Source organism: Microbacterium sp. 2FI (genome assembly GCF_005502885.1).
Lineage (GTDB): Bacteria > Actinomycetota > Actinomycetes > Actinomycetales > Microbacteriaceae > Microbacterium.
In genome coordinates this window covers 175,125-201,804 of the sequence record NZ_SCMR01000002.1, presented here as the reverse complement: position 1 = coordinate 201,804, position 26,680 = coordinate 175,125, and the positions used below count along the sequence as shown (strand labels likewise).

Sequence of the window (26,680 nt, the reverse complement as noted above, 5' to 3'; positions counted from 1 at the left end):
GCGCTCTCAGGCGCCCCACGCGCCGGCGACGGCCTCGCGCACGTCGCCGAGCAGCTGCGGCAGCGCCTTCGTGCGGGCGATGATCGGGAAGAAGTTCGCGTCGGAGGACCACCGCGGTACGACGTGCTGATGAAGGTGCTCGTCGACGCCCGCGCCGGCGACCGCACCCTGGTTCATGCCGATGTTGAAGCCGTCGCAGCGTGACACGGTGCGGAGGACCCGCATCGCCTGCTGTGTGAGGGCGCCGATCTCGGCCACCTCCTCGTCGGTGGCCTGATCGTAGGTCGCGATGTGGCGGTACGGACACACCAGCAGGTGCCCCGAGTTGTAGGGGAAGAGGTTCAGGAGCGCATACGCCGTGCGGCCGCGCGCGACGATGAGGCCATCCGCGTCGGACTTCTCGGGAGCCGCGCAGAACGGGCACTCGTCGCGCAGCGGCTGGGGACCCGCCTGGATGTAGGCCATCCGGTGCGGCGTCCACAGCCGCTGGAAGCCGTCCGGAACCCCGGGAAGCGTCGCCGCGTCGACGAGCTCCGGATCGGGGTCCTGCGTCATACGAAGTCCTCGGCGGTGTTCACCAGCGCCCGACCGGCGATCGCGTCGCGGATGCGGCGCACCGCGTCGGCGACGGGGACGCCGTTCTGCTGCGAGCCGTCGCGGAAGCGGAACGACACCGTGCCGCCGGCGCGGTCCTGCTCGCCCGCGATCAGCTGAAGCGGCACCTTCTGCGTCGTGTGCGTGCGGATCTTCTTCTGCATGCGGTCGTCGCTCACGTCGAGCTCGGCTCGCACTCCCGCCGCCCGCAGCTGCATGATGACCTCGCCCAGGTAGTCGGCGTAGTCGTCGGCGACGGGGATGCCGACGACCTGCACGGGCGCGAGCCACACCGGGAACGCGCCGGCGTAGTGCTCGAGCAGGATCGCGAAGAAGCGCTCGATCGACCCGAAGAGCGCGCGGTGGATCATGACGGGCCGGTGCTTCTCGCCGTCGGGGCCGGTGTACTCGAGCTCGAAGCGCTCGGGCTGGTTGAAGTCGAGCTGGATCGTCGACATCTGCCACGTGCGGCCGATCGCGTCGCGCGCCTGCACAGAGATCTTCGGCCCGTAGAAGGCCGCTCCGCCCGGATCGGGCACGAGCTCGAGACCAGATGCCTCGGCGACCTCGCGCAGCGTCTCGGTGGCGCGATCCCACAGTTCGTCGGAGCCGAGGAACTTGGGGTTTCCGTGCTCCTTCGTCGACAGCTCCAGGTAGAAGTCGTTCAGGCCGTAGTCGCGCAGCACCTTCAGCACGAACTCGAGGCTGTGGGTGAGCTCGCCCTTGACCTGGTCGGGCGTGACGTAGATGTGCGTGTCGTCCTGCGTCATGCCCCGCACGCGGGTCAGACCCGACAGGGTGCCGCTCTTCTCGTACCGGTACACCGATCCGAACTCGCTGAGCCGCAGCGGCAGCTCGCGGTAGCTGCGCCCGCGCGAGCGGAAGATCAGGTTGTGGAAGGGGCAGTTCATCGGCTTCAGGTAATAGTCCTGGCCCTGACGGGTGACGTTGCCTTCGGCATCCGTGATCGCGTCGAGGTGCATCGGCGGATACATGCCGTCGGCGTACCACTGCAGATGCCCGCTCGTCATGAACAGGTCGCCCTTGGTGATGTGGGGGGTGTTGACGACGTCGTACCCGTTCGCCAGGAGCTGCTCGCGCATGTAGCGCTCGATCTCGTAGCGGATGATCCCGCCCTTGGGGTGGAAGACCGAGAGCCCCGGACCGATCTCGTCGGGGAACGAGAACAGGTCGAGCTCGACGCCCAGCTTGCGGTGGTCGCGGCGCGCGGCCTCGGCGAGGCGTTCCTGGTAGGCGCGCAGCTCGTCCTTCGTGGGCCATGCGGTGCCGTAGATGCGCTGCAGCTGCGGGTTCTTCTCGCTCCCCCGCCAGTAGGCGGCGGCGATGCGGGTGAGATCCCAGCCGTTGCCGACCATGCGCGTGCTCGGCACGTGGGGGCCGCGGCACAGGTCCTTCCACACCGTCTGGCCGTCGCGCGCGACGTTGTCGTAGATCGTCAGCTCGCCGGCGCCGACCTCGACGGAGGCGCCCTCGGCGGCATCCGCTCCCACGCCCTTGAGACCGATGAGCTCGAGCTTGAACGGCTCGTCGACGAGCTCGGCGCGAGCCTCGTCGTCGGTCACCACGCGGCGGACGAAGCGCTGGCCCTCGCGGACGATGCGCTCCATCTCCTTCTTGATCGCCTTGAGGTCCTCGGGGGTGAAGGGCTCGGCGACGCCGAAGTCGTAGTAGAACCCGTCGGTGATCGGCGGGCCGATCCCCAGGTTCGCCTGCGGATTGATCCGCTGGACGGCCTGCGCCAGCACATGCGCCGTGGAGTGGCGGAGGATGCCGAGCCCGTCGGGGCTGTCGACGGTGACCGGCTCGACGGCATCGGACTCCGTCACGACGGTGGCGAGGTCCTTCAGCTCGCCGTTCACGCGCAGCGCGACGACGGAGCGGTCGGGATAGAGGGCGAAGCCGTCGGCGGGGAACGAAACGGCAGGCGGCAGGGCGACGTCGGTCACAGGAAAACTCTCCAGGAAGGGGCTCGGATCCAGGCTACCCTCCGGCTCACCCCCCGGCCGCACGTATCAGGGGGTCCACTTCACGCTCGAGAATTCCGTGACGAACGAGCGCGCGGGCAATATGCTGACCTCGTCGTCGCCCGCGAGCTACGCGGCCCGCCCGTCACGACGAAGTCTGCACGGCATCCACCTCTGGGGGTCGAGATGAGCGATGACGAGACCACGACGGCGACGGCGGACGCGCCGGAACGCGAGCGTCGGCCGCTCCGATGCGGTGATCCGACGATCTACGAGTTTCCGACGGCCGACGGCGTGACGCTGCGGCTCACGCGCTTCGAGGGCGGAGCGAAAGGCCCCGTGATCCTCTCCCCCGGCTTCGGAACGTCGGCGCTCGCGTACACGATCGACACGACCGAGACGAACTATCCGGAGTATCTCTACGAGCACGGCTACGACGTGTGGGTCCTCGACTACCGGGCCTCGCCGGCGCTCCCTTCCGGCAGCACGCAGTTCACGCTCGACGACATCGCCCGCTACGACTATCCGGCCGCCGTCGACAAGGTCCGCGCCGAGACCGGAGCCGATTCCGTGCAGATCATGGCGCACTGCGTCGGCTCGCTCACGATGCTCATGGCGCTGAGCCTCGGGCTGTCGGGCGTGCGGTCGGCGGTGGCATCGCAGCTCACGCTGCACCCGCGTGCCGGCACCCTCAACGAGCTGCGCGCCGGCATCTATGCGGGCAACATCATCCAGGCGCTCGGCATCGACACGCTCACGACCGAGATCGACGAAGACCCCTCCTGGTTCGAGTCGCTCTACGACCAGGCGCTCGCGATCTATCCGTCGGGCGATGAGCCCTGCGAGAGCCCCTTCTGCCGACGCGTGATGTTCATGTACGGCGAGGTGTACGACCACGATCGCCTCAACGACGCCACCCACGAGCACATCGAAGAGGCGTTCGGCGTCGCGAACATGACGACGCTGCGCCAGATCACGAAGATGCTGCGCGAGAACCACGCGGTGAGCATGGACGGCGAGCACGACTACCTCGACGGGACCGACGGGCTTCGCGTGCCGATCGCGTTCCTCCACGGCGAGAACAACCGCCTGTTCCTGCCGGAGGGCAGCGCTCTGACGTATGAATTCCTCCGTGAGGCGAACGGTCCTGAGCTGTACTCGCGCCACGTGATCCCCGGCTACTCCCACATGGACTGCTTCATCGGGATGGATGCCGCGCGCGACGTCTACCCCGTCGTCACGGCCCAGCTCGACCTCTACAACTGACCGCACACCGAGAAACCAGGAGCGATGAATGACGAATGCTGATCCCGGCCCGCACCCCGCGCTCGCCGATCTCGCCGGCTATCCGTTCCTCTCCGCCCTCACCGAGCGGCGCACGCGCCGCATCCCACGGGGGTTCTCGGTCAATGCCGGCCCGCTCAGCCACGAGAGCCACAATGCTCCGGCGCCGCTGAGCAAGCTCGAGGAGGCGATCCTCGTCACGTGCGTCACCGGCATCACGGGCGTCACGACCCACGACGGCCCCCTGGTCGAGACGAACGGCATGAACGAACTGGGCACGCCGTTCCTCAACATCATGGCGAGGACGGGCAGCAGCGCCGACAACGCGCAGGCGACGCACTTCTTCATGATCAACGACGACGGCATCTTCCTGCTGCGCGCGCCCAGCGGCACGCGGGCGCTGGAACTCCTGCGCGATCTGCCGCCGAAGTGGGGCGACTGGTCGGAGGCCGACTGGATCGGCGCGGCCGACGAGTGCATCGTGCGGGTGTCCGACCGGCGCCTCGACTTCCCGCGCGAGTGGCCGTACTACCTGGGTTGGAACAACCAGGCCTCCAACGCCCCGGGCACGACACTGTTCTTCCCGGTCGTGGACTGCACGTGGCAGTACATCAACGCGATCCTGATCCTGCTCACCGAGCCCGGCGGAATGCGGCCGCTCTTCCTCGACGACTGGCGCAGCTTCCACCCCCAGAACGTCGTCGAATGGCTCGCGAAGTTCGGCAGCTCGCTGGGGATCTCGCCGAAGATCCCCTACCACCCGATCGGCGGTCTCTCCCGCGTGCGCAGCGGCTACGTGAGCCCCAAGAGCCAGGTGCCGCTGGCCTTCGCGGCTGCGATGCGCACCGACTACGAGGCGTTCTTCTACTTCCAGAACCTCATGCTGCTCGGTCAGTCGATGGGCCTCGGCGGGTGGATCCACGGCTCGGTGTTCCCCCCGTACATCTGGCAGCAGGACGACGCGAAGGGGTGGCACGGTCTCGGCTTCCGCCTGCAGGAGCCGAAGAAGCACCGCAACTGGCCGCCCATCCCGGCATCCCAGGCCAACCCGGTGGGCATCGACGGCATCCTCGAAGGGCTGACGCCCCCGTACGTCTCGTCGATGGACGAGGCGGTCGATCGCGTCGTGGAGTCGAAGTACAGCGCCGACGGAGCCGCCTACGGCAACGAGGACGTCTTCGCTCGCTCGTACCGCAACCGGGACGACGCTCGGGCGTTCCTCGAGAAGGGGACGCGATTCGGTGCCGACGAGATCGCCTACACGAAGGAGATCTGCAACTACATCTGGGACACCTACGGCCGGTTCCCGGCGCACGTCGATGCGTTCTACACCCCCGGCATGTGGCTGCAGTTCTCGCATCTCGAGATGGAGTACTACGACCGCATGTTCGACCCGGCGCAGTACACCCGCCAGCGCGCCCACGACGGGCTGTGGCACGGCTGAGCGCCGGCGCCCCTCACAGGTGCGCGCGGAAGAAGCCGACGATGTCGTCCTTGTGGGTGTCGATGTACTGGTAGCCCCCGTAGCGCTCCTCGGACGGGTACGCGATGACGCCGAGTGAGTGAGGCGTCGCCGCGGACATGCGCTCGACGTCTGGCATCTCGCCCCACTGGTCGCCCGTCCCCTGCACGAACTGGACGACCGTGTCGCCCAGGCCATGTGCGGGTGCCGCGGGATCATGGGCTCTGGGGTCCGGAGCGCGCATGAGCCAGTACACGGCCGACATGCTCCGGGCGAGGAACGGACCGATGCGACCGAACGCAGACCGGGCCATATTGCCGGTGAACACGGATACGGTCGTGGGCTGGATCGCGATCATGGCTCGGATCGGCTGGCAGGCGGCGGTGCCGTAGAGGATCGTGCTCCCGCCCGCCGACATCCCGATCGCGCCGATGCGGTCCGGTTCCACCTCGGGCCGTGATCGCAGATACGCCACCGCGCCGGCGTAGTCGCGCGCCTCGCGCACGCCGAAGGTCAACGGCAGCCGTCGCCCGCTCTCGCCGTGGTTGGCGAGGTCGAACATGAGTACATGGAAGCCCGCGTCATGAAGGGCCTTCGTCGCGGGCAGGTGGTCGACCCCGCGGTCGGGCCACGGCACGCCGCCGGCGACGTTGCCCAGCCGGTTCCACGGCCACCCGTGCACCCACACGACGGCCGGCGCGGGTTCGGTGCCGGCCGGAATGAACCAGCCGCGCAGGTCCACGCCGTCGGTGGCGGTGAAGCCGACATCTTCGTATGCGAGTCCGACTTCGGCGGGGGTCCGCGCGACGCTCTGGCGGAGACCGGTCACCATCACGCGGGCGAAGCGGAGCGGAGAGGGCATGGCTGTCCTTTGCTCAGCCGTGGGCGATGAAGAAGTCGACGATCTCGTCGACCCGAGCGCTCACGTACTGGTATCCCTCGTATCGACCCGTGGAGGGGAATCTGGTCACGCCGAGAGAGTGCGGGGTCAGGGCCGAGAACTCCTCCACGATCGCCATCTCGCCCCAGGGGTCGCCCGTCCCCTGCACGTACTGCACGACCGTGTCGCCGAGGTGGCGTGCGGGCACGGCCGGGTCGTGGCGGCTCGGCAGCGGGGCCCGCGCGAACACGTAGAGCAGGTCCATGCTCCCGGCCTCCATCGGCCCGAGCGGGCCGAGCACCTCGCGGGCGAATCGGCGGTTGAACACCGGGAGTCGGGTCGGCTGCACGGCCAGGAACGCCTTGACCGGTGGGGCATCGGGGATCGCGTACATCACGGTGTTCGCGCCCGCCGAGGTCCCGACCGCGCTGATGCGCGCCGGGTCGACGTCGCGTCGTCCGCGGAGGTAGTCGATCGCCCCGATGACGTCGCGCGCCTCCCAGCGGCCGTAGGTGAGCGGATGCCGCGTCCCGCTCTCGCCGTGATTGGACAGGTCGAACAGCAGCACGTGGAATCCGGCGTCGTGCAGCGCCCGGGTCGCGGGCAGGAAGTCGACTTCGGCGTCGTGGAAGGGAACGCGATCGGCGGTGTTGCCCAGCCGGGTCCACAGCCACCCGTGGACGAACATCACGACGGGGCCGACGTCGGTCCCCGCGGGGATGAACCATCCGCGCAGCGCGATGTCGTCGGTCGACGAGAACGACACCTCCTCGAACGCCAGCCCGACGTCGGCGGGGCTTCTCTCCATCGGCTGGCGGTCGCCGTAGAGCATGAGCCTCGTGAGGTGGATGAGCTTGGGCAGACCCCGTTCGGTCGTCGGCATGACGTCAGCTTCCGACCGATGCGGCCACATGCGGGCGGAACTCGACGCGCAGCCCGCTTGCGGGCAACGGGAAGAGCTCGTTCGTCAGGGTGAGGTCCTGGTCGCTCGGGATCGACCACTCGGCGCCTCGCAGCAGCAGGGTCAGGTACACCTTCACGGCAACGGTCACGATGTTCTCGCCCGGGCAGCGGTGGTGCGTCGCCTGCCCGTCGCCGTGCGGCACGTAGCTTCCCGCGGGCAGTGCGGCTTCGCGTTGCGGCTCGAAACGGTCGGGATCGAAGCGGTCGGGGTCGGGGAAGACGTCGGGATTGCGCATGTTGATGTGGATGCCGCCCATCGCGCCCCACCCCTTCGGGATGCGGTAACCGCCGACCTCGATGTCTTCCGTCGTGCGGCCGAAGAACGTCGCGGAGTTCATCGCGAAGAAGCGTCGCACCTCTTTGGAGATCTGCTCGAGGTACTCCATGCGCTCGATCTGCTCCATCGTGATCGGGCCGGCGGGGGCGATGGCCATGACCTCCGCGCGCGCCCGTTCCATGATCTCGGGGTGCTGCCCCAGCGCCAGGGTGGTCAGCGTCAGCGGAACGAAGTAGCCGCCCTGGCCGGCGAAGATCAGGTGGCGGATGTCACCGCGCAGGTCGGTGACGGGAACGTCCGCGTCGGCCGCGGCGGCGATCATGCGCGATACGACGTCGTCATAGTCGCCGGTGAGGTGACGGTCCAGCGCCTCCTCCACGATCTGCTCCATGCGCCGGCGTCCCGCGATCGCCTTGCCGAATTTCGTTCCGGGGATCGGGAACGGGAGAGTCATGAACGCATCGCGCATGTGGGCGAGGTGATGGTCCATCTCGGCCGCGTGCTCCTCGGTGAGATCCCCGGTGTACAGGGCTCCGGTCAGCCGCGCCGCGAAGCGCTGCAGATCGGCGCGCATGTCGTCGCATCGGCCGCTCTCCAGCCAGGGGTCGATCGAGCGCTGGAGAAGAGCCTGCATCGTGGGCAGATACGACGCGATCGCCGAACGGAATCCCACGGCCCGAAGCATCACGGACTTGCGGCTGCGATGCTCCGCTCCGTCGATCAGCGCGAGGGAGTCGACGAAGATCTGCTCCGCCGAGATCGGATCGGCGTCGCCGCGGACGATCCGCGGATCGGTCGCGAACACGTGGAACGCCTCGTGGCCGGAGAAGATCACGAAGTCGTTGCCGAAGAGCCTCGTCTTGAAGATCGGCCCGTACTTCGCGAGGCGCTCCTGGTAGAACCCGTGGTTGCTCTTGACCAGCGCGAGGGTCTCGCCGAGCCATGGCATCCCGAATCGCCCCGGTGGGAGCGGCTTCTGCGTGCGCTGTGCCACGTCAGGCCCGCTTCTTTCGCGAGAAGATCGGCATCAGCCAGCCGAACCAGCGCGAGGAGCGGAAGACCCAATTGATCATGTGCTGGTTCCACTCGTGGAGCCAGTACTCCTTGATCTTCCCGTCCTCGAGGATGAAGAGCCCGATCGCACGCCCCTTGAGGGTCTTGATCGGCATCCGGATCTCGTATCGGATGACGACAGACGTGTAGATGTCGCCGGTCGTGATGTCGAGGACTTCGCCGACGAACACACCGTCGCTGATGAACTTCGTCAGTCGCGTGTAGAGCCCCACGATGTCGTCGTTGGTGCGATAGTCGCCCGAGAGATAGTGCTGGCCCGGGTAGTGGATCACGGCATCGGGGGCTAACAGCTTGCGGAACCGGGGCATGTCGCTCGCCATGAGCGCGGCCCAGTACTCGCGGATGACGGATTTCCGGGTTTCGATGTCATCGATGCTGTTCGTCATCGCTCCTCCTTCGAGTGACGTGTCGGTCCGGCCGCCGCACCGGCGACCTTCCAGGGGGCGAAGGCGTTCTCGACGCCGGCGAGCGACGGTGCGAGCTGCGGGTAGTGACGCAGCAGCACCGAGCCCATGTCGTTGTCGGCGACCCAGTCCAGGCCCGTCTTCGTGTAGTACTCCTCGGTGTAGCAGTCGGTGATGAACCGATCGCTCTTCAGGCGCCGCGACGCCATCAGGATGAACACGCGGAACGCGGTGTCGCTGAAGCCGAATCCCTTCGGCGGCGTCTCGGCGTGCATCCCGACCTGCAGATCCACCTTCTCGACGTCGCCGTACATCTCCTCGAGCTCCCGTGCCCACACCGGGTTGTCGGTGAGCTCGTCGAAGGTCTCCGCGGGCTTGAGATGCAGCTGCCGGCGGAACTCGTTGTACCGCGGCACACCACGCTCGCGATCGCGGAGGATGTCGAGGGCGGCGAGGTCGAGGCGCACGCCGTCCGGGAGCGTGAGATCCTGCATCCACCGCGGGAAGTTGTGCAGCTGCACCGCTCCCGGATGCTGCACGCCGAAGGAGTACCAGAGGTCGGCGACACGAGGGCTCTGCGTGAGCACCCGGTGGGCGTTGAGCAGGATGATCTCGGCGAAGTCCATGCTGTCGATGAGCGCGTCGTCGTCGAGCGAGCGCACCTCGAGCGTGTCGGGCAGGAGCGGATGCAGCCGGTAAACCGCGGCGAACTCCTCGGTGAGCTGGTAGGGCGCTCCGTGGTGGTCGACGGTCGACCCGGGGATGCCGCTGATCACCTCGCTCGAGCTGATGCGGCCGAATCTCCGGTGCAGCTTCTCCCCCGCGAGTCCCCACCAGTTCGCGCGCATGGCGACCTTCAGCACCGGGTGGGCGATGATCGCCGGCGTCCACTCGACGGTGTGGATCTTGGCGATGAGCGCCGAGACGACCAGCTGCGCGGTTCCGAACAGCTCGTCGTCGCTCATCTCGGGGTACTGCTTCTTCAGTGCGTCGCACACGGCGTTGTGCTCGAGGGTGAACAGGGTGTGGAGGAGGCCGAGCCCGACCCACCAGTTCTCGCTGAAGCCGGTGAGCGCGACGCCCGTCTGGGGATCCAGCGGCAGGTGGCCGTCCCTGACGACGAGCTTCCCGTCGACGTGGCTGCGCACCGCGTCGCGCCGCTCGGGTGTGATCCCGTAGATGGCCGATGCGTCCCACCAGTGCGACTGGCTGTTGATGTAGGTCGGCGGCAGTGCGTCATCGGCTGCGCTTCGCGTGCCGTCGCGCAGGGTCTGCGGGATGCGCATCGGATTCTCGAACCAGTCGTCTTCCGTGGCGACCGGCACCTCGAGCACGTCCTGGGGCTCACGGCCGTGGGCGAACCAGTCGTGGGTCTGGAACTGGATCCAGGCCGCGGCGAGCAGGTTCAACGAGGTGGCCGGGGTGAACGCGTCCCGACGCATGAGGGTGCGGCTGATCTCGCGCGGATTGGGCTCGAGGAGCTCTTCCGCGGTTCCCGGTCGCGCGTGCGCGAGGTCGACGTTGCGGGCGAAGCGGGTGCCGGCGCGACCCATGTCGGGATCGCTCAGGTCGTTGTACGAGCCGTCCGGGGTGCGGAATCGCCGCTGTCCCTCGTCGGCGGCGGCGAGCGTGACTCCGGGCGTCCGCACACCGCCCGGCGTGCGGGTGTCGACCAGGTTGTCCTCGCGAAGCTCCTCGCGCAGCGCGATGAGATTGAACAGGCCCAACAGGAACGGCAGCCGGTGCCACGGCCTCGTCCGATTGACCCGTGCGTAGAAGCGTCTCAACACCTTGGGTCTCCTCACACGGCGGGGGTTCTCAGGAGGGCAGGGCAAGTGGATCTGCCCGCATCCTAGTGAACAGAGTGCCGGGCGGCCATGATTCGTACATCCCGTTCGGCGATCTTCCGCGCAAACTCATTGCGGGTGCGGCCGGAGTCTGGCTAGTTTGAGAGCCACGACGGGTGGTTCTGGGGGGCCATGTATCTCCGGCATCCTCCGTGGCTCTTTCGAGTGTGTCGCCGAGTCCCGAGGAGAGGGATCGCCTATGAACCGCTCGCACCACGTGGAGCACGTCGACGCCGTCGTCGTCGGCTCGGGCTTCGGCGGTTCGGTCTCCGCCTACCGTCTGGCCGAGGCAGGACGCTCCGTCGTCGTGCTGGAGCGCGGCAAGGCCTATCCGCCGGGCAGCTTCGCCCGCAATCCGTATGAGATGAGCCGGGCGTTCTGGGAGCCGAAGGACGAGCTGCTGGGTCTGTTCGACATCCGCTCGTTCCGCAAGCTCGAGGCGATCGTCGCGTCCGGTCTCGGCGGCGGTTCGCTCATCTACGCCAATGTGCTGCTGCGCAAGGACGAGCGCTGGTTCGTCCACGATTCGCCGCTCCCGGGCGGCGGCTATGAGAACTGGCCGATCGGCCGCGGCGACCTCGACCGTCACTACGACGCGGTCGAGGCGATGATGACGCCGACGCCCAACCCGTACCCCGATCTTCCCAAGGCGAAGGCGCTGCAAGAGGCTGCGGTGAGCCTCGGGCTCCCCTCCTTCGCTCCCCCGCTCGCGATCGCATTCGCCTCGCGACCCGGCGGCGAGGCACTCGCGAAGCAGATCGTCGAGACGCCGGAGTACGGCAACATCCACGGCGCCACGCGGCTGACGTGCCGGCTGTGCGGAGAGTGCGACATCGGCTGCAACGAGGGCTCGAAGAACACCCTCGACCACAACTACCTGTCGGCGGCGGCCCACCACGGCGCCGACATCCGCACGCTCGCCGACGTGTACGGGGTGACACCGCTCGACGGCGGCGGCTACGAGGTGCGCTACACCGTCTACGGCGATGCGGATGCCGAGGGCGTCCACGCCCGGACGCGGCATCGCATCACGTGCGACCAGGTCTTCCTGGGGGCCGGCACCTTCGGCACCACGTCGCTGCTGCTGCGCAATCGCATTGGGCTTCCGGCGCTCGGGCGCGCCGTGGGGTCGCGCTTCAGCGGCAACGGCGACCTGATGACGTTCTGCCTCGGCGCCGAGGCCCGTACCGAGTCCGGCCAGGTACGCCTCATCGACCCGGCCTACGGCCCCGTGATCACCACCGCCATCCGTCAGCCCGACGGCGTCGACCAGGAGGGGGCCGGTCGCGGGTTCTACGTGCAGGAGGCGGGCTTCCCCGAGTTCACGAGCTGGCTCATCGAGACGGCTCAGATCACGGCATCCGTCCATCGTGCGGCGAGCGTCGTCAAGCAGCTGATCGCGTACCGCATGAAGGAGCGCAACGAGTCGACGATCTCCGCAGAGATTGCCAAGCTCGTCGGCCAGGGTCGCCTGACGTCGAGCTCACTGCCACTGCTGGGCATGGGGCGCGACACCCCCGACGGGCGGATCACCCTCGCCGACGGCGAGCTCGACGTCGAATGGACGACCGCCACCAGCGAGGAGTACTTCTCGGCCATGCGCGAGACGATGCGCGGGATCTCGGATTCGCTCGGCGCGCGCTTCCGCGACAACCCGCTGTGGTGGACCAAGCGCGTCGTCACCGTGCATCCGCTCGGCGGAGCGCCGATGGGGCGCCATGTGCACGAGGGCGTCGTCGACACCTGGGGCGAGTCGTTCGGGCACCCGGGGCTCTTCGTCGTCGACGGCGCAGCCGTCCCGGGGCCCGTGGGCCCGAATCCGTCGCTCACGATCGCGGCGATGGCGAACCGTGCCGTGGAGCACCTGCTCGAGAAGCCGCGACCGAAGCGGAGTGCGCGGTCGCGGACGGCTGCTGTCGCCGAGGCTCTGCAGGACGCGCCGCTGGATCCGGCGCCGGGCCGCGGCATGGAGTTCACCGAGCAGATGAAGGGGTACATCGCGCTCGGCGAGACGGATCCGATCACGGGGTGGACGGTCGGACGGCACCTGACCCAGCGGTTCATGTTCCAGCTGACCATCACCGCCCCCGACGTCGAGCGCTTCACCGCTCTCGGCGATCACACTGCGGTCGCAGAGGGCTACGTCGACTGCGATCTGCTCGGCGGGAGCCTCCCGGTCCAGCGTGGCTGGGCGAACCTGTTCGTCGCCACCGACGACGCGCTCACCAAGGAGATGCGCTATCGGCTGTGGTTCAGCGACCTGTCGGGATCGCCGATGACGATGTACGGCTTCAAGGTGGTGCGCGACGACGCCGGACTCGACGTGTGGACCGACACCTCGACGCTCTACATCACCCTTATGCGCGGTCATGTGCCCCCCGGCGAGAACGGCGGGCAGGATGCCGGGGCCGACGTGATCGGGGCGGGGATGCTCCGCATCCTCCCCCTCGACTTCGCGCGCCAGATGATGACGTTCCGTGGCTCGGGTGGCGGCCCCCTCACCTCGATCGCCCGGTTCGGCACGTTCTTCATGAAGTCGATGAAGGACGTGTACCTTTCGCCCGTGCCGGCGCGCAAGGCGGGGTCATGACCGCCGTCGGCATGCGCGCTCGGCGCCGCGACGAGGTGCATTTCCTCGCCGCGGGCGACGGCACGCCGCTCACGCTCATCCACGTCTGCCGCGAGGACGCGGAGCCGACCAAAGGTGCGGTGATGCTCGTCCACGGCGTCGGCATGCGCGCCGAGTCGTTCCGTCCGCCCCACCGCGACACGATCGTCGAGGCGCTGCTTCTCGACGGGTGGGACGTGTGGATGCTGAACTGGCGCGGGTCGACGGACCTCGACGCGGTTCCGTGGGTGCTCGACGACGTCGCGCAGTTCGACATCCCCGCCGGCGTGCGCCACATCGTGACCGAGACGGGGTCCTCGCCGATCAAAGTGGTGGCGCACTGCCAGGGCGCGGCGGTCACGAGCATGGCGGCGGTCACGGGTCTTCTGCCCGAGGTGGACGCGATCGTCGCGAACGGCGTGTCGCTGCATCCCGTCGTGCGGCCCTTCGCGCGCGTGAAGCTGCGGGTGATCCGCCCGATCCTCTCGACGCAGCAGTCCTACGTCGACATCGCATGGGGGGACGGACCCGAGAAGGGGATCCGCCGGGTCACCCGCAACGCCGTACGGCTCTGGCACACCGAGTGCCGCGCCCCCGGCTGCAACATGGCGAGCTTCGCGCTCGGGTCGGGGCACCCCGCTCTGTGGCTGCACTCGAACCTCGACAAGGCGACGCACGAGTGGGTGCAGACGGAGTTCGGCAAGGTGCCGCTGAGCTACTACGCGCAGCTGACGGCATCCGACCGAGCCGGGCAGTACGTCTCGGTCCGGCCCGGAGCAGGTCGTCCCGCGCGCTACGCCGCCGCACCGCCGAAGACCGACGCGCGCTTCACGCTGATCACGGGGGCGCACAACCACGCGTTCCTGCCGGCGAGTCAGCAGGCGACCATGGCGTTCCTCGAGCGGCACCAGCCGGGAAGGCACTCGCTCGAGGTGATCCCCGGATACGGTCATGCCGACGTCTTCCTCGGGCGGGGCGCGCACGTCGACGTGTTCCCGCGCATCCTCCGCGCGCTGAACGCCTGAGGTTCAGCCGACGGTGAGATCCACCTGGATCTCGCCGGCGAGGCGCTCGAGGTCGGCGGTCGCGGCATCGACATCGGCGTCGGGGGAAACGCGGGCGACGACGGTCGCCTCGAACAGCGTTCCGCCGGCCATCGGAGCATCGCGGGTCTCGCTCGTGAATCGGTCGATGCTCAGACCGTGCCGCACGAGAGCGGCCGTGACATCGCGCACGATCCCGGGGCGATCGTTGCCGAGCACGGTGAAGGTGAATCGGTCGGCTTCGGTGTCGGCATCCGTCGCCGATGGTGCGTGGGGGGTGATCTGCAGTAGCCCGTCGAGGCCCTGGAGGGCGCCGGTGAGCTCCGCCGCGCGCTCGTCCGGGATCGAGACGAGGACGATCCCGGCGAAGGCGCCGGCAAGCTCTGCCAGTTCGCTCCGCTCCCAGTTGCCGCCGTGCGCGGCCACGATATCGGCGAGGGCTTGAACGAGACCGGCGCGATCGTCGCCGACGACGGTGAGGACGAGCTTCGACATGCCCACGAGCGTAGCGGAGACGACGAAACCCCCGGCGGGCCGGGGGTTTCAGGTGGTGCGCGATACTGGGATCGAACCAGTGACCTCTTCCGTGTCAGGGAAGCGCGCTACCGCTGCGCCAATCGCGCCCGTATGGGCTCTTCAGTTGATGAGTGGAGGTGGCGACGGGATTCGAACCCGTGTAAACGGCTTTGCAGGCCGGTGCCTAGCCGCTCGGCCACGCCACCGCGTGTGGTTTGACCCCACGTGCCGTGGCCGCTCCGAAGAGAGACCCCTGCACTCGAGCGGATGACGAGACTCGAACTCGCGACCCCAACCTTGGCAAGGTTGTGCGCTACCAACTGCGCTACATCCGCATTTCGTTCCCGCGGCTTCCGCCCCGGGCACTTGAATGACTTTAGCCGATCGATCGCGTCATGCAAAACCAGCCACGCCCCGCGCGTGTCTCGCCGTCCGGGTTCGTGGCGTGGGTCGGCATCCGGTAGGATCGAGAACCGGCCCCGCAGGGCCATGGGCGATTGGCGCAGTTGGTAGCGCGCTTCCTTCACACGGAAGAGGTCATCGGTTCGAGTCCGGTATCGCCCACCACCACAAGCTCCGCCGTGTGCGGGGCTTCGTCTTTTCTCACCGGCCGACGGCCCACCCGTAGCGGCGATGCAGCGCGTCGGCGACGCGGACGAAGCGATCGAGATCCAGCGCCGCGGCTTCGCGCCTCATGCCTGCTGCGTGGACGCTGTAGACCTGGTCGATGTCGACCCACGAGGGTCTCCCCTGCGCGTCCCACGGGCCTTCCCCGAGAGCGAGGAAGTCGCGATCGCCGTCATGCGAGCGCGAGGTGAGCTTGACCGCATACACGCGCTGCTCGTCCTGCCGCGCGATCACCAGCACCGGCCGATCCTTGCCGCGGCCGTCGCGCTCGGCATACGGCACCCACGTCCATACGATCTCGCCGGCATCCGGGTCGCCGTCGTGGGCCGGCGCGTACGTGATCCGCAGTTCGCCGCGTCCCGGCGGCTCCACTTCGATCGTGGCGGAGCTGCCTGCCCTCCCCGGCTCGTCACGGGAGGCGGCATCGGTGTGCGGCGGCACCGTTCGAGCCGCGCCCGCCCCGGGACGGAACAGGCCCATCAAGGCTCCGATGACGCCCTTGCGCGTGGTCACACCGTCACGATAGCGGGCACGCGGAAGGGGCGCCGCGACCGAAGTCGCGACGCCCCTTCCGGTGCTGTGAAGAACGGACTCAGACGCGCTCGTCGAGGAGGTAGCCCTCTTCGCCGTGCACGACGGTGTCGACACCGGCGAGTTCGTCCTCGTTCTTGATGCGGAAGCCGAGGGTCTTCTCGATCGCGATGCCGATGACGAAGGCGACGACGAACGAGTAGATCAGGACACCGAGGGCAGCGACCGTCTGCGAGAGCAGCTGGCCGGCGCCGCCGCCGAGGAAGAGGCCGGTGCCGGTGGCGAAGAAGCCGAGGTACAGCGTTCCGATGAGGCCGCCGACGAGGTGGATGCCCACCACGTCGAGCGAGTCGTCGTAGCCGAGCTTCCACTTGAGCTCGACCGCCAGGGCGCAGACCGCACCGGCGAGGATGCCGAGCAGGAGCGCCCAGCCCGGTGCCAGGTTGGCGCATGCCGGGGTGATGGCGACCAGACCCGCGACGGCACCCGAAGCGGCACCGACCGACGTGGCCTTGCCGTCCTTGAGCTTCTCCACGATCAGCCAGCCGAGGATGGCCGCGGCGGTCGCGCCGAGGGTGTTGACGACGATGAGGCCGGCACCGGTGTTCTCGGGGCCGAGCAGGCCGAAGGTGCCCTCAGCGCCTGCGTTGAAGCCGAACCAGCCGAACCACAGGATCGCCGCGCCGAGAAGGGTGAGGGGAACGTTGTGGGGCTTCTGGATGCCCTTCTGGAAGCCGATGCGCTTGCCGAGGACGAGCGCCAGCGCGAGCGCCGCAGCACCGGCGTTGATGTGGACCGCGGTGCCGCCGGCGTAGTCGATGACGGCCGGGAGGCCGGTGTTCTCGCCCCAGTTGAAGATCCAGCCGTCGCCCCAGACCCACGCGGCGACCGGGAAGTAGACGATGGTCGCGAACAGGCCCGCGAACAGCATCCACGAGCCGAACTTGGCGCGATCGGCGATCGAGCCCGAGATCAGGGCGACCGTGATGATCGCGAAGGTGGCGCCGAAGGTTGCTCCGACGAGTGTGGCGCTGTCCGCCGACGCGAGACCGAAGTCAGCGAACGGGTTGCCGGCGAAGGCGAAGGTGCCGCCGCCCAGGCTCATGTTGAACCCGTACAGGATCCACAGCACGCTGATCAGACCCAGTGCGCCGAAGCTCATCATCATCATGCTGACGACGCTCTTCGCCTTGACCAGTCCGCCGTAGAAGAAGGCCACGCCCGGGGTCATGAACAGAACCAACGCGGTTGCTGTGATCGACCACGCGAAATTTCCGCTATCCATGAGATTCCTCATCCATGTGTCGTGTTACTCGAGGTGCCGAGGCCACCGCATTCGGGTGCGGCCGTCCGGGCCCTGTCAGTCTCGCTAGCGAGGATTTCCAGCGGCGTGCGTGTCGTGTTTCGCAATGGTTACGCGAGGTGCCGACAGGTAAACATCACGTTTCGGGGCGGCGGGAGCGCGCCGCGAATGAGGATCGACGGGTACGTCGCGCGCTCAGGCGAGGGTAGAGGCGACCAGACGTGAGACGGCGCGCAGGTACTTCTTCCGGTACCCGCCGGCGAGCATCTCGTCGGGGAAGACGAGGTCGAGCGAGGTGCCGGTCGCGCGGATCGGCAGTTCGGCGTCGTAGACGCGGTCGATGAACGCGACGAAGCGCAGGGCGGCCGACTGATCGGAGAACGGGGCGACGTCGCGCAGGCCCACGGCGCTCAGGCCCTCGATGAGCCGGATGTAGCGCGACGGGTGCACGCGGGACAAGTGCGCGACGAGCGTGTCGAAGTCGTCGTCGGAGACGACGCCCGAGCCAGCCGCGGCGGCGATCTCGGTCTCGTACTGGGCTGCGGTCAGCACCGCAGCGTGGCCGTCGAGGGTTCGATGCCGGAAGTCGGTGCCGTCGATGCGGATGGTCTGGAAGCTCGCCGCCATCGCGTGGATCTCGCGCAGGAAATCCTGGGCCGCGAATCGGCCTTCGCCGAGGGCGTTGGGCGGTGTGTTCGACGTGGCGGCCAGCCGTGTGCCGCTGGACACCAGCTCGCCGAGGAGCCGAGTCATGACCATCGTGTCGCCCGGGTCGTCGAGCTCGAACTCGTCGATGCACAGCAGATCGGAGCCGCGGAACAGCTCGACCGTGTTCTGGTAGCCGAGCGCCCCGACGAGGGCGGTGTACTCGATGAAGGATCCGAAGTACTTCCGGCGTGCGGGCATCGCGTGGTAGATCGACGCCAGCAGGTGGGTCTTGCCGACGCCGAAGCCGCCGTCGAGGTAGACGCCCGGCTTGATCTCAGGGCCCTTCTTCGCACGGCGGAACAGCCCGCCGCCCTTGGTCGGTCCCCCGCCGCCGGCGAACGCGACGAGAAGGTCCTTCGACTCCTGCTGTGACGGGAACGCGGGGTCCGCGCGGTACGTGCCGAACGTCGCGTCGGCGAACTGCGGCGGCGGCACGAGAGCGGCGACCATCTCCGCGCCCGTCAGCTGGGGGGCACGGTCCGTGAGGTGGACGATGCCCGTGCGGGCGGCGGTGGCTGTCATGCGGATCCTGTGTCGGCGTCTTACGGTTGCGGGGCTCACCCCCACCCGGGAATCTAGGGTGTGAGAGACGGGTTCCACCCTATCCGTCGCACCCTCACGCCCCGACCCGAGGAGCAACCCATGGCCATCGATCCCGACACCTCCTCCCCCGCGTTCGCCGAGTACGCGGAGCCGGGGCGGCTCGTCACCGGCTCCTGGCTCGAGGAGCACCTCGGAGCCCCCGGGCTCGTCGTGGTCGAATCCGACGAGGATGTGCTGCTCTACGAGACCGGGCACATCCCCGGCGCGGTGAAGGTCGACTGGCACACCGAACTCAACGACCCCGTCGTACGCGACTACGTCGACGGCGCGGGGTTCGCTGCGCTGCTGAGCCGCAAGGGCATCTCGCGCGAGGACACCGTTGTGATCTACGGCGACAAGAGCAACTGGTGGGCGGCGTACGCGCTGTGGGTCTTCTCGCTCTTCGGTCACGAGGACGTGCGGCTTCTCGACGGCGGTCGCGACAAGTGGATCGCCGAGGGACGCCCGATCACGACGGATGCCGCAGCCCTCGCCCCGACCGAGTACCCCGTCGTCGAGCGCGACGACACCGTCATCCGCGCCTATAAGGACGACGTCCTCGCCCACCTCGGCAATCCCCTCATCGATGTGCGCTCCCCCGAGGAGTACGACGGCTCACGCACCTCCGCGCCGGCGTATCCCGAAGAGGGCGCGCTCCGCGCCGGCCACATCCCGTCGGCCCAGAGCGTGCCCTGGGCGCGCGCGGTCGCAGAGGACGGCGGATTCAAGTCGCGTGCCGAGCTGGACGCCATCTACCGCGAGGGCGCAGGCCTGCAGGACGGCGACGAGATCGTCGCGTACTGCCGCATCGGCGAGCGGTCGAGCCACACGTGGTTCGTGCTGAAGCACCTGCTCGGGTTCGAGAATGTGCGGAACTACGACGGCTCGTGGACCGAATGGGGCAGTTCGGTGCGCGTGCCGATCGTCACCGGGGCGGCGCCCGGCGAGGTGCCGGCCGCGCGCTGAGGCGCGGCATCCGCTCGCGTGGGAGGATTGCCGCAATGACCGACGCCGCACTCCCCGACGCCCTCGCCGAGATCCGCGACGAGTTCCTCGAGCTCGCAGAACCCGACCGGCTTCAGCTGCTGCTGGAGTACTCGCAGGATCTTCCGGCGCTTCCCGCGCGCCTCGAGGGTCACCCCGAGCTCGCGGAGCGCGTTGCGGAATGCCAGTCGCCGGTGTACATCATCGTCGAGGTCGATCAGGGGATCGTGGCGATGCACGCCACGGCCCCGCCCGAGGCGCCGACGACGCGCGGGTTCGCCAGCATCCTCGCGCAGGGCATCTCTGGCCTCACCGCTGCCGAGGTGCTCGCGATCCCTGACGACTTCCCGCAGAGCATCGGGCTCACGCGGGCCGTCTCGCCGCTGCGGATCGCCGGGATGACGGGGATGCTGCTGCGCGTCAAGCGGCAGGTGCGGGCGAAGACCGCGGTCTGACGCTCCTCAGTCGGCGGAGGTGCCGACGAGCCCCTGGCGGGTGAGCCAGTCACCGATGCTGTTCGTCCACCGCTCCTGGTCGTAGTTCCACAGCTTGGTGTGGCGGGCCACCTCGAACACCTGCAGCTCGACGAGGTCGGGGCGCGCCACGACGAGGTCGTGCGACGCATCGGAGGGCACGAACCCGTCGTCGTCGCTGTGGAGGATGAGGATCGGATGCCGCAGCTCCGGCGCCCGCGTGACGCCGTCCAGGCGGTCGAACGGGATGGCGGCTCCGGCACCGGTGATCGGCGTGGCCCACTCGGAGCCCAGCGCCTCGATCGCGAGACCGCTCACCGCGGCGGGCACGTTGAGTGCGCGCGCCTGGTACTCGAGCACGATGCGCCAATCCACGACCGGCGAGTCCAGCACCAGGCCCGCGATCAGGTCGCGGTGCGCCGAGTTCAGCGACACTTGGAGGGCGATCGCCCCGCCCATCGACCACCCCATCAGGATGACCCGACGAGCGCCGCGCCGACGGGCGAACCCGACGGCCGCGTCGACATCGCGCCATTCGGTCGCCCCGAGGGCGTAGGTGCCTGCGCGACTGCGGGGCGCCTCACCGTCATTGCGATACGACACCAGGAGGGATGTGATCCCGAGCGCGTGGAACACCGGCACGGCCCGCAGGCCCTCGGCGCGGTTCGTCCCGCGCCCGTGGATCTGGATGACCCACACGTCGCCGTCGCCGGCCGGGAAGAGCCACGCGGGGCAGGGGCCGACGGCCGAGCCGATGAGCTCGGGCGAGTGCGGCAGGTGCAGCTCGCCGGGGCTGGAGAAGTACCAGCCGCTGAAGGCGGCATCGGGCGCGAGCACCGAGTTCTGGCCGATGTGGGTGAGGAGCTTCCGCGTGACGCTGGCGGCGTCCTCCGACAGCACCGACCCGAGCTTGACGTAGCTCTCGGTGCCGGTGGTGAACAGGCCGTAGCGACCGGGCAGCTCGGTATCGGGAGTGCGCTGCAGCGTGATCGTCTGAGCCGCGGTGTCGAGCGTGAGGATGCGGGTGTCGGGCACCCGGTTGGCGGGGGTCACGACGCGACGCGCCATATGGGCCGAGGCGACGCCGAGAGCGGCGAGCACGCCGACCAGCGCCACGCCGATCACGGTGAGCGCGGCCCTCACGGCAGTGAGGAGGGAGGGGGATGCGCCGCGCTGTGCGGCGCGCCTGGAGGCGACCATCGAGGCCTCACTCTAGTCTGTCCGCGTGGCCGACCATGGTGCTCCCGCGTCGCCCGCATCGTTCGCGGACGCCGCCGAGCAGGTGCGTGCGACCGCGTTCCGTGCCGACCTGTCGGTCCGCGAGATACCCGCGCCGACGGGGCTCGCGCCCGACTCGATCGCTCTCGCGGGAGATGTTCGCCCCGAAAGCGAGGGCGAGGACTCGCTCTACGGCACCGGGCGCTTCATCCTTCTCCACGACCCGGCAGCGTCGTCGGCGTGGGAGGGGGCGTGGCGGATCGTGTGCTTCGCCCAGGCGCCGCTCGAACCCGACATCGGCGTGGATCCGCTTCTGGCCGATGTCGCGTGGTCGTGGCTGACCGATGCTCTCGCCTCGCGGCGCGCGGCGTTCCATTCCGCCTCGGGGACGGCGACGAAGACCCTCTCGAAGGGCTTCGGGTCGCTCGCGATCGAAGGCGATGGCGCGCAGATCGAGCTGCGCGCGTCGTGGTCGCCCGGCGGCGCGATCGGTCCGCACGTGGAAGCATGGGCGGAGTTGGTGTGCATGCTCGCAGGGCTGCCGCCCGGATCGGAAGGGATAGCGATGCTCGGATCGCACAGGGCCGCGCGTGACTGATTACGTCGTCATCGATGATCTCGCGACGGAGGTCGAGGCCGCAGAGTCCCTGGCCGCGGGCACGGGCCCGGTCGCCGTCGATGTGGAGCGCGCCTCGGGGTTCCGGTACTCGCAGCGGGCGTACCTGATCCAGGTGTACCGCCGGGGCGCCGGTGTGTTCCTCTTCGACCCGCCGCCCATCGGTGACTTCTCGGCGCTGCAGGCCGCGATCGGCGACGAGGAGTGGGTGCTGCACGCCGCGAGTCAGGACCTTCCGTCGCTGCGGGAGCTCGGACTCGAGCCGCGCGTGATGTTCGACACCGAACTGGCCGCGCGCCTGCTCGGCCACGACCGCGTCGGACTCGGCGCCGTGGTCGAGGACACCCTCGGAATCACGCTCGCGAAGGCGCACTCGGCGGCGGACTGGTCGACCCGGCCGCTGCCGGCCTCGTGGATCGAATACGCCGCACTCGATGTCGAGCACCTCGTCGACGTGCGTGACGCCCTGTACGCCGAGCTCGTCGAGCAGGAGAAGACCGGCTTCGCCGCCGAGGAGTTCCGAGCCGTGCTCGAGCGCGAGCCCAAGCCGCCGCGCGAGGAGCCGTGGCGCCGCCTGAGCGGCCTGCACACGGTGCGCGGCCGGAAGCTCCTCGCGGTGGCCCGCGAGCTCTGGACGGTGCGAGAAGACTTCGCGCGTGACCAGGATGTCGCACCCGGACGCCTCGTGCCCGACCGCGCGCTCGTCGCCGCGGTCTTGGCAGACCCGAAGACCAAGGCGGAACTCGCTGCGGTCAAGGAGTTCAACGGCCGCGCGAGCAGATCGCAGCTCGACCGCTGGTGGGCGGCCATCGAAGCCGGCAGGGCGAGCACCGAGCTCCCGCTGGAGCGCGCGACCGGCGGCGACACGCTGCCTCCTCCCCGCGCCTGGGTCGACCGCAACCCCGAGGCGGACGCGCGTCTGAAGGCTGCTCGACCGGTCGTCGAGAAGCGCGCCGAGGAACTGCGGATGCCGACCGAGAACCTCCTCACGCCCGAGCTGCTGCGGCGCGTGGCGTGGACTCCGCCGGAGGCCGCCACGGCGGCATCCGTCTCGGAATCCCTCGCCGCGCTCGGTGCGCGGTCGTGGCAGATTGAGCAGACTGCACAGCTGATCGCCGATGCCTTTGTGGGATCCGTGCAAGAGGCGTCGAGCCTCCCGGAAGCCGGTTCGTAGGTTTCCGCCACCGCGTTCTCCGCGTCGCCGGGCCCGTCCGTAGGCTGGCGTCATCCCTATTATTGGAGGCAGAGTGGCCGAGATTTCGGACGTCTTCTTCGTTGACGGCATGCGCACCCCCTTCGGTCGCGCCGGCGAAAAAGGCATGTACTGGAACACCCGATCCGATGACCTCGCCGTCAAGGCGACCATCGGGCTCATGGAACGCAACCCGCTCGTTCCGAAGGACCGCATCGACGACGTCGCGATCGCCGCGACCTCGCAGACGGGCGATCAGGGTCTCACTCTCGGCCGCAGCGTCGCGATCCTCGCGGGTCTGCCGCAGAGCGTGCCCGGCTTCGCGATCGACCGCATGTGCGCGGGCGCGATGACGAGCGTCACGACGATGGCTGGCTCGATCGGCATGGGCATGTACGACGTCGCCCTCGCCGGAGGCGTCGAGCACATGGGCCACCACCCGATCGGCGGCAATGCCGACCCGAACCCGCGCTTCGTCGCGGAGAAGATGGTCGATCCGGGGGCACTCAACATGGGGGTCACGGCCGAGCGCATCTTCGACCGGTTCCCGCACCTGACGAAGGAGCGCTCCGACCGCTACGGCATGCTCTCGCAGCACAAGGCGCAGGCCGCCTACGAGGCAGGCAGGTTCCAGCCCGACCTGGTGTCGGTGGCCACGAAGGGCGCTGATGGCGCCTGGGGCCTTGCGACCGAGGACGAAGGCCGTCGCCCGCAGACGACCATGGAAGACCTCGCTGCCCTCAAGACGCCGTTCCGCCCGCACGGCCGCGTCTCGGCCGGCACCTCCTCGCCCCTCACCGACGGCGCGACGATGTCGCTGCTGGCCGGCGGCGGCGCGGTGAAGGAACTGGGCCTCGCGCCGAAGATGAAGCTCGTCTCGTTCGCGTTCGCCGGCGTGCAGCCCGAGATCATGGGCATCGGTCCGATTCCCTCGACCGAGAAGGCCCTGCGCAAAGCGGGTCTTACGATCGGCGACATCGGATTGTTCGAGCTCAACGAGGCCTTCGCCATCCAGGTGATCTCGCTGCTCGACCACTTCGGCATCGCCGACGACGACCCGCGCGTGAACCAGTGGGGCGGCGCGATCGCGCTCGGCCACCCGCTCGCAGCGTCCGGCGTGCGTCTCATGATCCAGCTTGCGGCCCAGTTCGCCGAGCGACCCGACGTCCGCTACGGCCTCACCGCGATGTGCGTGGGCCTGGGCCAGGGTGGCTCGGTCATCTGGGAGAACCCGAACTACGACGGCAAGAAGAAGTAGGGCTCACCGATGACTGACTACGACAAGATCGACTTCTCCCCCATCCAGGCGCTCACCGAGGGTGAGGTGATCACGCACTCTCCTGTGCGCGACATCCGTCTGGCCTCGGGCAAGGTGCTCGCCCTGATCACGCTCGACAACGGACGCGACCACAACCGGCCGAACACGCTGGGGCCCGCGACGCTGACCGAGCTCGGCGCGACGCTGGATGCACTGAAGGCCCGCGCGGCCGCCGGCGAGATCCAGGCTGTCGCCGTGACCGGCAAGCAGTACATCCTGGCCGCCGGGGCCGACCTCTCCGACATCTCGAAGGTCGGCTCGAAGGACAACGCGCGACTGATCGCACAGCTCGGCCACCACGTGCTCGGCAAGCTCGGCGACCTCGGGGTGCCGTCGTTCGCGTTCGTCAACGGGCTCGCGCTCGGCGGCGGACTCGAGATCGCGCTGAACTCGACCTACCGCACGGTCGATGCGTCGGCCGCAGCGATCGCACTGCCCGAAGTGTTCCTCGGCATCATCCCCGGGTGGGGCGGCGCGTACCTGCTGCCGAACCTCATCGGCATCGAGAACGCGCTCGAGGTGGTCATCTCGAATCCGCTCAAGCAGAACCGGATGCTCAAGCCCCAGCAGGCGTTCGACTACGGGATCGTCGACGCGATCTTCCCGGCGGCGAACTACCTCGAGAGCTCGCTCGCGTGGGCGGACGGCGTCCTCGCGGACAAGGTCAAGGTCGATCGCAAGAACGAGCCGGGCAAGATCGAGCGGCTGACCAAGTGGCCTATCGCGGTCAAGATGGCCCGCGGCATGCTCGAGTCGAAGATCGGCACGGTCCCGCGCTCGCCGTATGTCGCACTGGACCTCCTCGACAAGGCCAAGAGCGGCACGAAGGCCGACGGCTTCGCGCGCGAGGACGAGGCGCTCGCCGATCTCGTCGTCGGCGATCAATTCGCGGCATCCATGTACGCGTTCGACCTCGTCCAGAAGCGCGCCAAGCGTCCCGTCGGCGCACCTGACAAAGAGCTCGCGAAGAAGGTCACGAAGGTCGGCATCATCGGCGCCGGCCTCATGGCCAGCCAGTTCGCGCTGCTGTTCGTCCGCCGGCTGCAGGTGCCCGTCCTCATCACCGACCTCGATCAGGCGCGCGTAGACAAGGGCGTGGCGTACATTCACGAAGAGATCGGCAAGCTCGAAGCCAAGGGCCGCCTGGATGCCGACGCCGCCAACCGTCTGCGTGCGCTCATCACCGGCACGACCGACAAGAGCCTCTACGCGGACTGCGACTTCGTCATCGAGGCCGTGTTCGAAGAGGTCGGTGTCAAGCAGGCCGTGTTCGGCGAGATCGAGCAGTTCATCGCCGAGGATGCGATCCTCGCGACGAACACCTCGTCGCTGTCGGTCGAGGAGATCGGCGCGAAGCTCGCCCACCCCGAGCGTCTCGTCGGCTTCCACTTCTTCAACCCGGTCGCGGTGATGCCGCTCATCGAGATCGTGAAGACGCCGCAGACCTCGGATGCCGCGCTCTCGACCGCCTTCGTGGTGGCACGCACCCTCGGCAAGAACGCCGTGCTCACCGCCGACGCGCCGGGGTTCGTGGTGAACCGCCTGCTTGCGAAGGTCATGGGCGAGGCCGCGCGCGCCGTCTATGAGGGCACTTCCCTGCTGACGGTCGAGAAGGCGTTCGCGCCGCTCGGCCTGCCGATGACGCCGTTCCAGCTCATCGACCTCGTCGGCTGGAAGGTCGCCGCCCACGTCCAGGACACGATGGCACACGCCTTCCCGGAGCGCTTCTACGCGTCCGAGAACTTCCACCAGCTCGCCGAGCTCGCCGAGGTCGTCGAGAAGGACAAGGGCGGTCGCGTGACAGGCTGGACGAAGGCGGCGGCCGCGGTCCTCAAGGGCGCGGTCGGCTCGTCGCCGTCGAGCGAGGCGGAGATCCTCCGTCGCGTGCAGGACGGGCTGGCGCAGGAGATCCGCATCATGCTGGACGAGGGCGTCGTCCCCGAGGTCGAGGACATCGACCTGTGCCTGATCCTGGGCGCCGGCTGGCCGTTCATCGACGGCGGCGCATCGCCCTACCTCGACCGTGAGGGGTCGTCCGAGCGGGTCTTCGGCGACACGTTCCACCACCCCGTGATCCGCGGCATCGGCGGCTGAGCGCAAGCGATCCCGACACCGTCACGGTCCGCACGCCCCGAGCTTCGGCTCGGGGCGTGCGGCGTCGGTGGCGCCTTCGGGTGTCGCGCGGGAACGT

At 68.7% G+C, this 26,680-nt stretch carries 22 protein-coding genes and 4 tRNA genes; 11 read left to right on the top strand and 15 right to left on the bottom strand.

Features of this window, described 5'->3' with window-relative positions; all coding sequences use genetic code 11:
- Window positions 1-6 precede the first annotated feature (6 nt).
- Both FFS15_RS03275 and thrS read right to left on the bottom strand, forming a co-directional pair.
- Window positions 7-555 carry an HIT domain-containing protein gene (locus FFS15_RS03275; protein ID WP_137843568.1) on the bottom strand — a complete coding sequence of 183 codons (549 nt, stop codon included), beginning with the start codon at window positions 553-555 and terminating at the stop codon, window positions 7-9.
- A complete protein-coding gene (gene thrS / locus FFS15_RS03270; protein WP_137843567.1) occupies window positions 552-2,561 on the bottom strand; it encodes a threonine--tRNA ligase in 2,010 nt (669 codons plus the stop codon). The genes FFS15_RS03275 and thrS overlap by 4 nt, the downstream gene beginning before the upstream one ends.
- A 204-nt stretch (window positions 2,562-2,765) precedes the next feature.
- Between thrS and FFS15_RS03265 the strand changes: the two genes are divergently transcribed.
- On the top strand, window positions 2,766-3,845 hold the full coding sequence (locus FFS15_RS03265) for an alpha/beta fold hydrolase (RefSeq protein ID WP_137843566.1): 1,080 nt from the start codon (window positions 2,766-2,768) through the stop codon (window positions 3,843-3,845).
- Window positions 3,846-3,873: 28 nt separating this feature from the next.
- On the top strand, window positions 3,874-5,307 hold the full coding sequence (locus FFS15_RS03260) for a hypothetical protein (protein ID WP_137843565.1): 1,434 nt from the start codon (window positions 3,874-3,876) through the stop codon (window positions 5,305-5,307).
- A 13-nt stretch (window positions 5,308-5,320) separates the two neighbouring features.
- Here the strand turns inward: FFS15_RS03260 and FFS15_RS03255 are convergent, their stop codons facing one another.
- The 5 genes from FFS15_RS03255 to FFS15_RS03235 are packed head-to-tail and all read right to left on the bottom strand — an operon-like array spanning window position 5,321 to window position 10,713.
- Window positions 5,321-6,187 carry an alpha/beta fold hydrolase gene (locus tag FFS15_RS03255; protein ID WP_212743106.1) on the bottom strand — a complete coding sequence of 289 codons (867 nt, stop codon included), beginning with the start codon at window positions 6,185-6,187 and terminating at the stop codon, window positions 5,321-5,323.
- A gap of 13 nt (window positions 6,188-6,200) precedes the next feature.
- A complete protein-coding gene (locus FFS15_RS03250; protein ID WP_171013065.1) occupies window positions 6,201-7,088 on the bottom strand; it encodes an alpha/beta fold hydrolase in 888 nt (295 codons plus the stop codon).
- A 4-nt stretch (window positions 7,089-7,092) separates the two neighbouring features.
- The gene (locus FFS15_RS03245; protein WP_137843563.1) at window positions 7,093-8,439 is read right to left on the bottom strand and encodes a cytochrome P450; all 1,347 of its coding nucleotides are present in this window, start codon (window positions 8,437-8,439) and stop codon (window positions 7,093-7,095) included.
- Window position 8,440: 1 nt separating this feature from the next.
- Window positions 8,441-8,905 carry a nuclear transport factor 2 family protein gene (locus tag FFS15_RS03240; RefSeq protein ID WP_137843562.1) on the bottom strand — a complete coding sequence of 155 codons (465 nt, stop codon included), beginning with the start codon at window positions 8,903-8,905 and terminating at the stop codon, window positions 8,441-8,443.
- Entirely contained in the window at window positions 8,902-10,713 is a 1,812-nt protein-coding gene (locus tag FFS15_RS03235; protein ID WP_212743105.1) for a peroxidase family protein, read from the bottom strand. Before FFS15_RS03235 ends, FFS15_RS03240 begins: the two co-directional genes overlap by 4 nt.
- 256 nt (window positions 10,714-10,969) lie before the next feature.
- On the opposite strand from FFS15_RS03235, the gene FFS15_RS03230 reads away from it, so the two are divergent.
- Together FFS15_RS03230 and FFS15_RS03225 are read left to right on the top strand one after the other, a co-directional pair.
- Window positions 10,970-13,360, top strand: a complete 2,391-nt coding sequence (locus tag FFS15_RS03230) for a GMC family oxidoreductase (RefSeq protein WP_137843560.1) — start codon at window positions 10,970-10,972, stop codon at window positions 13,358-13,360.
- Window positions 13,357-14,403, top strand: coding sequence for an alpha/beta fold hydrolase (locus FFS15_RS03225; protein ID WP_137843559.1), 1,047 nt, complete (start codon window positions 13,357-13,359; stop codon window positions 14,401-14,403). Before FFS15_RS03230 ends, FFS15_RS03225 begins: the two co-directional genes overlap by 4 nt.
- Before the next feature lie 3 nt (window positions 14,404-14,406).
- Here FFS15_RS03225 and FFS15_RS03220 read toward each other — a convergent pair whose 3' ends face one another.
- From FFS15_RS03220 to FFS15_RS03205, 4 genes are all read right to left on the bottom strand, one after another.
- A complete protein-coding gene (locus tag FFS15_RS03220; RefSeq protein ID WP_137843558.1) occupies window positions 14,407-14,916 on the bottom strand; it encodes an ACT domain-containing protein in 510 nt (169 codons plus the stop codon).
- A 53-nt stretch (window positions 14,917-14,969) separates the two neighbouring features.
- A tRNA-Val gene (locus FFS15_RS03215) sits at window positions 14,970-15,044 on the bottom strand.
- A gap of 25 nt (window positions 15,045-15,069) precedes the next feature.
- A tRNA-Cys gene (locus FFS15_RS03210) sits at window positions 15,070-15,143 on the bottom strand.
- Window positions 15,144-15,199: 56 nt separating this feature from the next.
- Window positions 15,200-15,272, bottom strand: a tRNA-Gly gene (locus tag FFS15_RS03205).
- A gap of 156 nt (window positions 15,273-15,428) precedes the next feature.
- Here FFS15_RS03205 and FFS15_RS03200 point away from each other — a divergent pair.
- Window positions 15,429-15,504: transfer RNA gene (locus FFS15_RS03200), tRNA-Val, on the top strand.
- Window positions 15,505-15,540: 36 nt separating this feature from the next.
- Here the strand turns inward: FFS15_RS03200 and FFS15_RS03195 are convergent.
- From FFS15_RS03195 to zapE, 3 genes are all read right to left on the bottom strand, one after another.
- Complete coding sequence (locus tag FFS15_RS03195) at window positions 15,541-16,077, bottom strand: type II toxin-antitoxin system PemK/MazF family toxin (protein WP_249353673.1); 537 nt, start codon at window positions 16,075-16,077, stop codon at window positions 15,541-15,543.
- A 79-nt stretch (window positions 16,078-16,156) separates the two neighbouring features.
- Window positions 16,157-17,380, bottom strand: a complete 1,224-nt coding sequence (locus FFS15_RS03190) for an ammonium transporter (protein ID WP_137843557.1) — start codon at window positions 17,378-17,380, stop codon at window positions 16,157-16,159.
- Window positions 17,381-17,593: 213 nt separating this feature from the next.
- Window positions 17,594-18,628 (bottom strand): cell division protein ZapE, encoded by a 1,035-nt coding sequence (gene zapE / locus FFS15_RS03185; protein WP_137843556.1) that lies wholly within the window; start codon window positions 18,626-18,628, stop codon window positions 17,594-17,596.
- 120 nt (window positions 18,629-18,748) lie between these two features.
- Here zapE and FFS15_RS03180 point away from each other — a divergent pair, with 120 nt between their 5' ends.
- A complete protein-coding gene (locus FFS15_RS03180) occupies window positions 18,749-19,654 on the top strand; it encodes a sulfurtransferase (protein WP_137843555.1) in 906 nt (301 codons plus the stop codon).
- 35 nt (window positions 19,655-19,689) lie between these two features.
- The gene (locus FFS15_RS03175) at window positions 19,690-20,127 is read left to right on the top strand and encodes a SufE family protein (RefSeq protein WP_137843554.1); all 438 of its coding nucleotides are present in this window, start codon (window positions 19,690-19,692) and stop codon (window positions 20,125-20,127) included.
- 6 nt (window positions 20,128-20,133) lie between these two features.
- On the opposite strand, the gene FFS15_RS03170 is transcribed toward FFS15_RS03175, so the two are convergent.
- Window positions 20,134-21,345 carry an alpha/beta fold hydrolase gene (locus FFS15_RS03170; protein ID WP_137843553.1) on the bottom strand — a complete coding sequence of 404 codons (1,212 nt, stop codon included), beginning with the start codon at window positions 21,343-21,345 and terminating at the stop codon, window positions 20,134-20,136.
- A 25-nt stretch (window positions 21,346-21,370) separates the two neighbouring features.
- On the opposite strand from FFS15_RS03170, the gene FFS15_RS03165 reads away from it, so the two are divergent.
- The 4 genes from FFS15_RS03165 (at window position 21,371) to FFS15_RS03150 (ending at window position 26,583) form a co-directional block, all read left to right on the top strand.
- Window positions 21,371-21,961 (top strand): DUF3000 domain-containing protein, encoded by a 591-nt coding sequence (locus FFS15_RS03165; protein WP_137843552.1) that lies wholly within the window; start codon window positions 21,371-21,373, stop codon window positions 21,959-21,961.
- On the top strand, window positions 21,954-23,153 hold the full coding sequence (locus tag FFS15_RS03160; RefSeq protein WP_137843551.1) for a ribonuclease D: 1,200 nt from the start codon (window positions 21,954-21,956) through the stop codon (window positions 23,151-23,153). The genes FFS15_RS03165 and FFS15_RS03160 overlap by 8 nt, the downstream gene beginning before the upstream one ends.
- 73 nt (window positions 23,154-23,226) lie before the next feature.
- Entirely contained in the window at window positions 23,227-24,429 is a 1,203-nt protein-coding gene (locus FFS15_RS03155; RefSeq protein WP_137843550.1) for a thiolase family protein, read from the top strand.
- Between the two features lie 9 nt (window positions 24,430-24,438).
- Window positions 24,439-26,583 (top strand): 3-hydroxyacyl-CoA dehydrogenase NAD-binding domain-containing protein, encoded by a 2,145-nt coding sequence (locus FFS15_RS03150; RefSeq protein WP_137843549.1) that lies wholly within the window; start codon window positions 24,439-24,441, stop codon window positions 26,581-26,583.
- Window positions 26,584-26,680: the final 97 nt, after the last annotated feature.

Bases quoted from the DNA above. Each gene is read 5' to 3' on its own strand.
- FFS15_RS03230 (WP_137843560.1), top strand. From the start codon at position 10,970: ATGAACCGCTCGCACCACGTGGAGCACGTCGACGCCGTCGTCGTCGGC.
- FFS15_RS03170 (WP_137843553.1), bottom strand. From the start codon at position 21,345: ATGGTCGCCTCCAGGCGCGCCGCACAGCGCGGCGCATCCCCCTCCCTC.
- FFS15_RS03250 (WP_171013065.1), bottom strand. From the start codon at position 7,088: ATGCCGACGACCGAACGGGGTCTGCCCAAGCTCATCCACCTCACGAGG.
- FFS15_RS03180 (WP_137843555.1), top strand. From the start codon at position 18,749: ATGGCCATCGATCCCGACACCTCCTCCCCCGCGTTCGCCGAGTACGCG.
- FFS15_RS03175 (WP_137843554.1), top strand. From the start codon at position 19,690: ATGACCGACGCCGCACTCCCCGACGCCCTCGCCGAGATCCGCGACGAG.
- zapE (WP_137843556.1), bottom strand. From the start codon at position 18,628: ATGACAGCCACCGCCGCCCGCACGGGCATCGTCCACCTCACGGACCGT.
- FFS15_RS03255 (WP_212743106.1), bottom strand. From the start codon at position 6,187: ATGCCCTCTCCGCTCCGCTTCGCCCGCGTGATGGTGACCGGTCTCCGC.
- FFS15_RS03190 (WP_137843557.1), bottom strand. From the start codon at position 17,380: ATGGATAGCGGAAATTTCGCGTGGTCGATCACAGCAACCGCGTTGGTT.
- FFS15_RS03220 (WP_137843558.1), bottom strand. From the start codon at position 14,916: ATGTCGAAGCTCGTCCTCACCGTCGTCGGCGACGATCGCGCCGGTCTC.
- FFS15_RS03265 (WP_137843566.1), top strand. From the start codon at position 2,766: ATGAGCGATGACGAGACCACGACGGCGACGGCGGACGCGCCGGAACGC.
- FFS15_RS03275 (WP_137843568.1), bottom strand. From the start codon at position 555: ATGACGCAGGACCCCGATCCGGAGCTCGTCGACGCGGCGACGCTTCCC.
- FFS15_RS03240 (WP_137843562.1), bottom strand. From the start codon at position 8,905: ATGACGAACAGCATCGATGACATCGAAACCCGGAAATCCGTCATCCGC.
- FFS15_RS03225 (WP_137843559.1), top strand. From the start codon at position 13,357: ATGACCGCCGTCGGCATGCGCGCTCGGCGCCGCGACGAGGTGCATTTC.
- FFS15_RS03150 (WP_137843549.1), top strand. From the start codon at position 24,439: ATGACTGACTACGACAAGATCGACTTCTCCCCCATCCAGGCGCTCACC.
- FFS15_RS03260 (WP_137843565.1), top strand. From the start codon at position 3,874: ATGACGAATGCTGATCCCGGCCCGCACCCCGCGCTCGCCGATCTCGCC.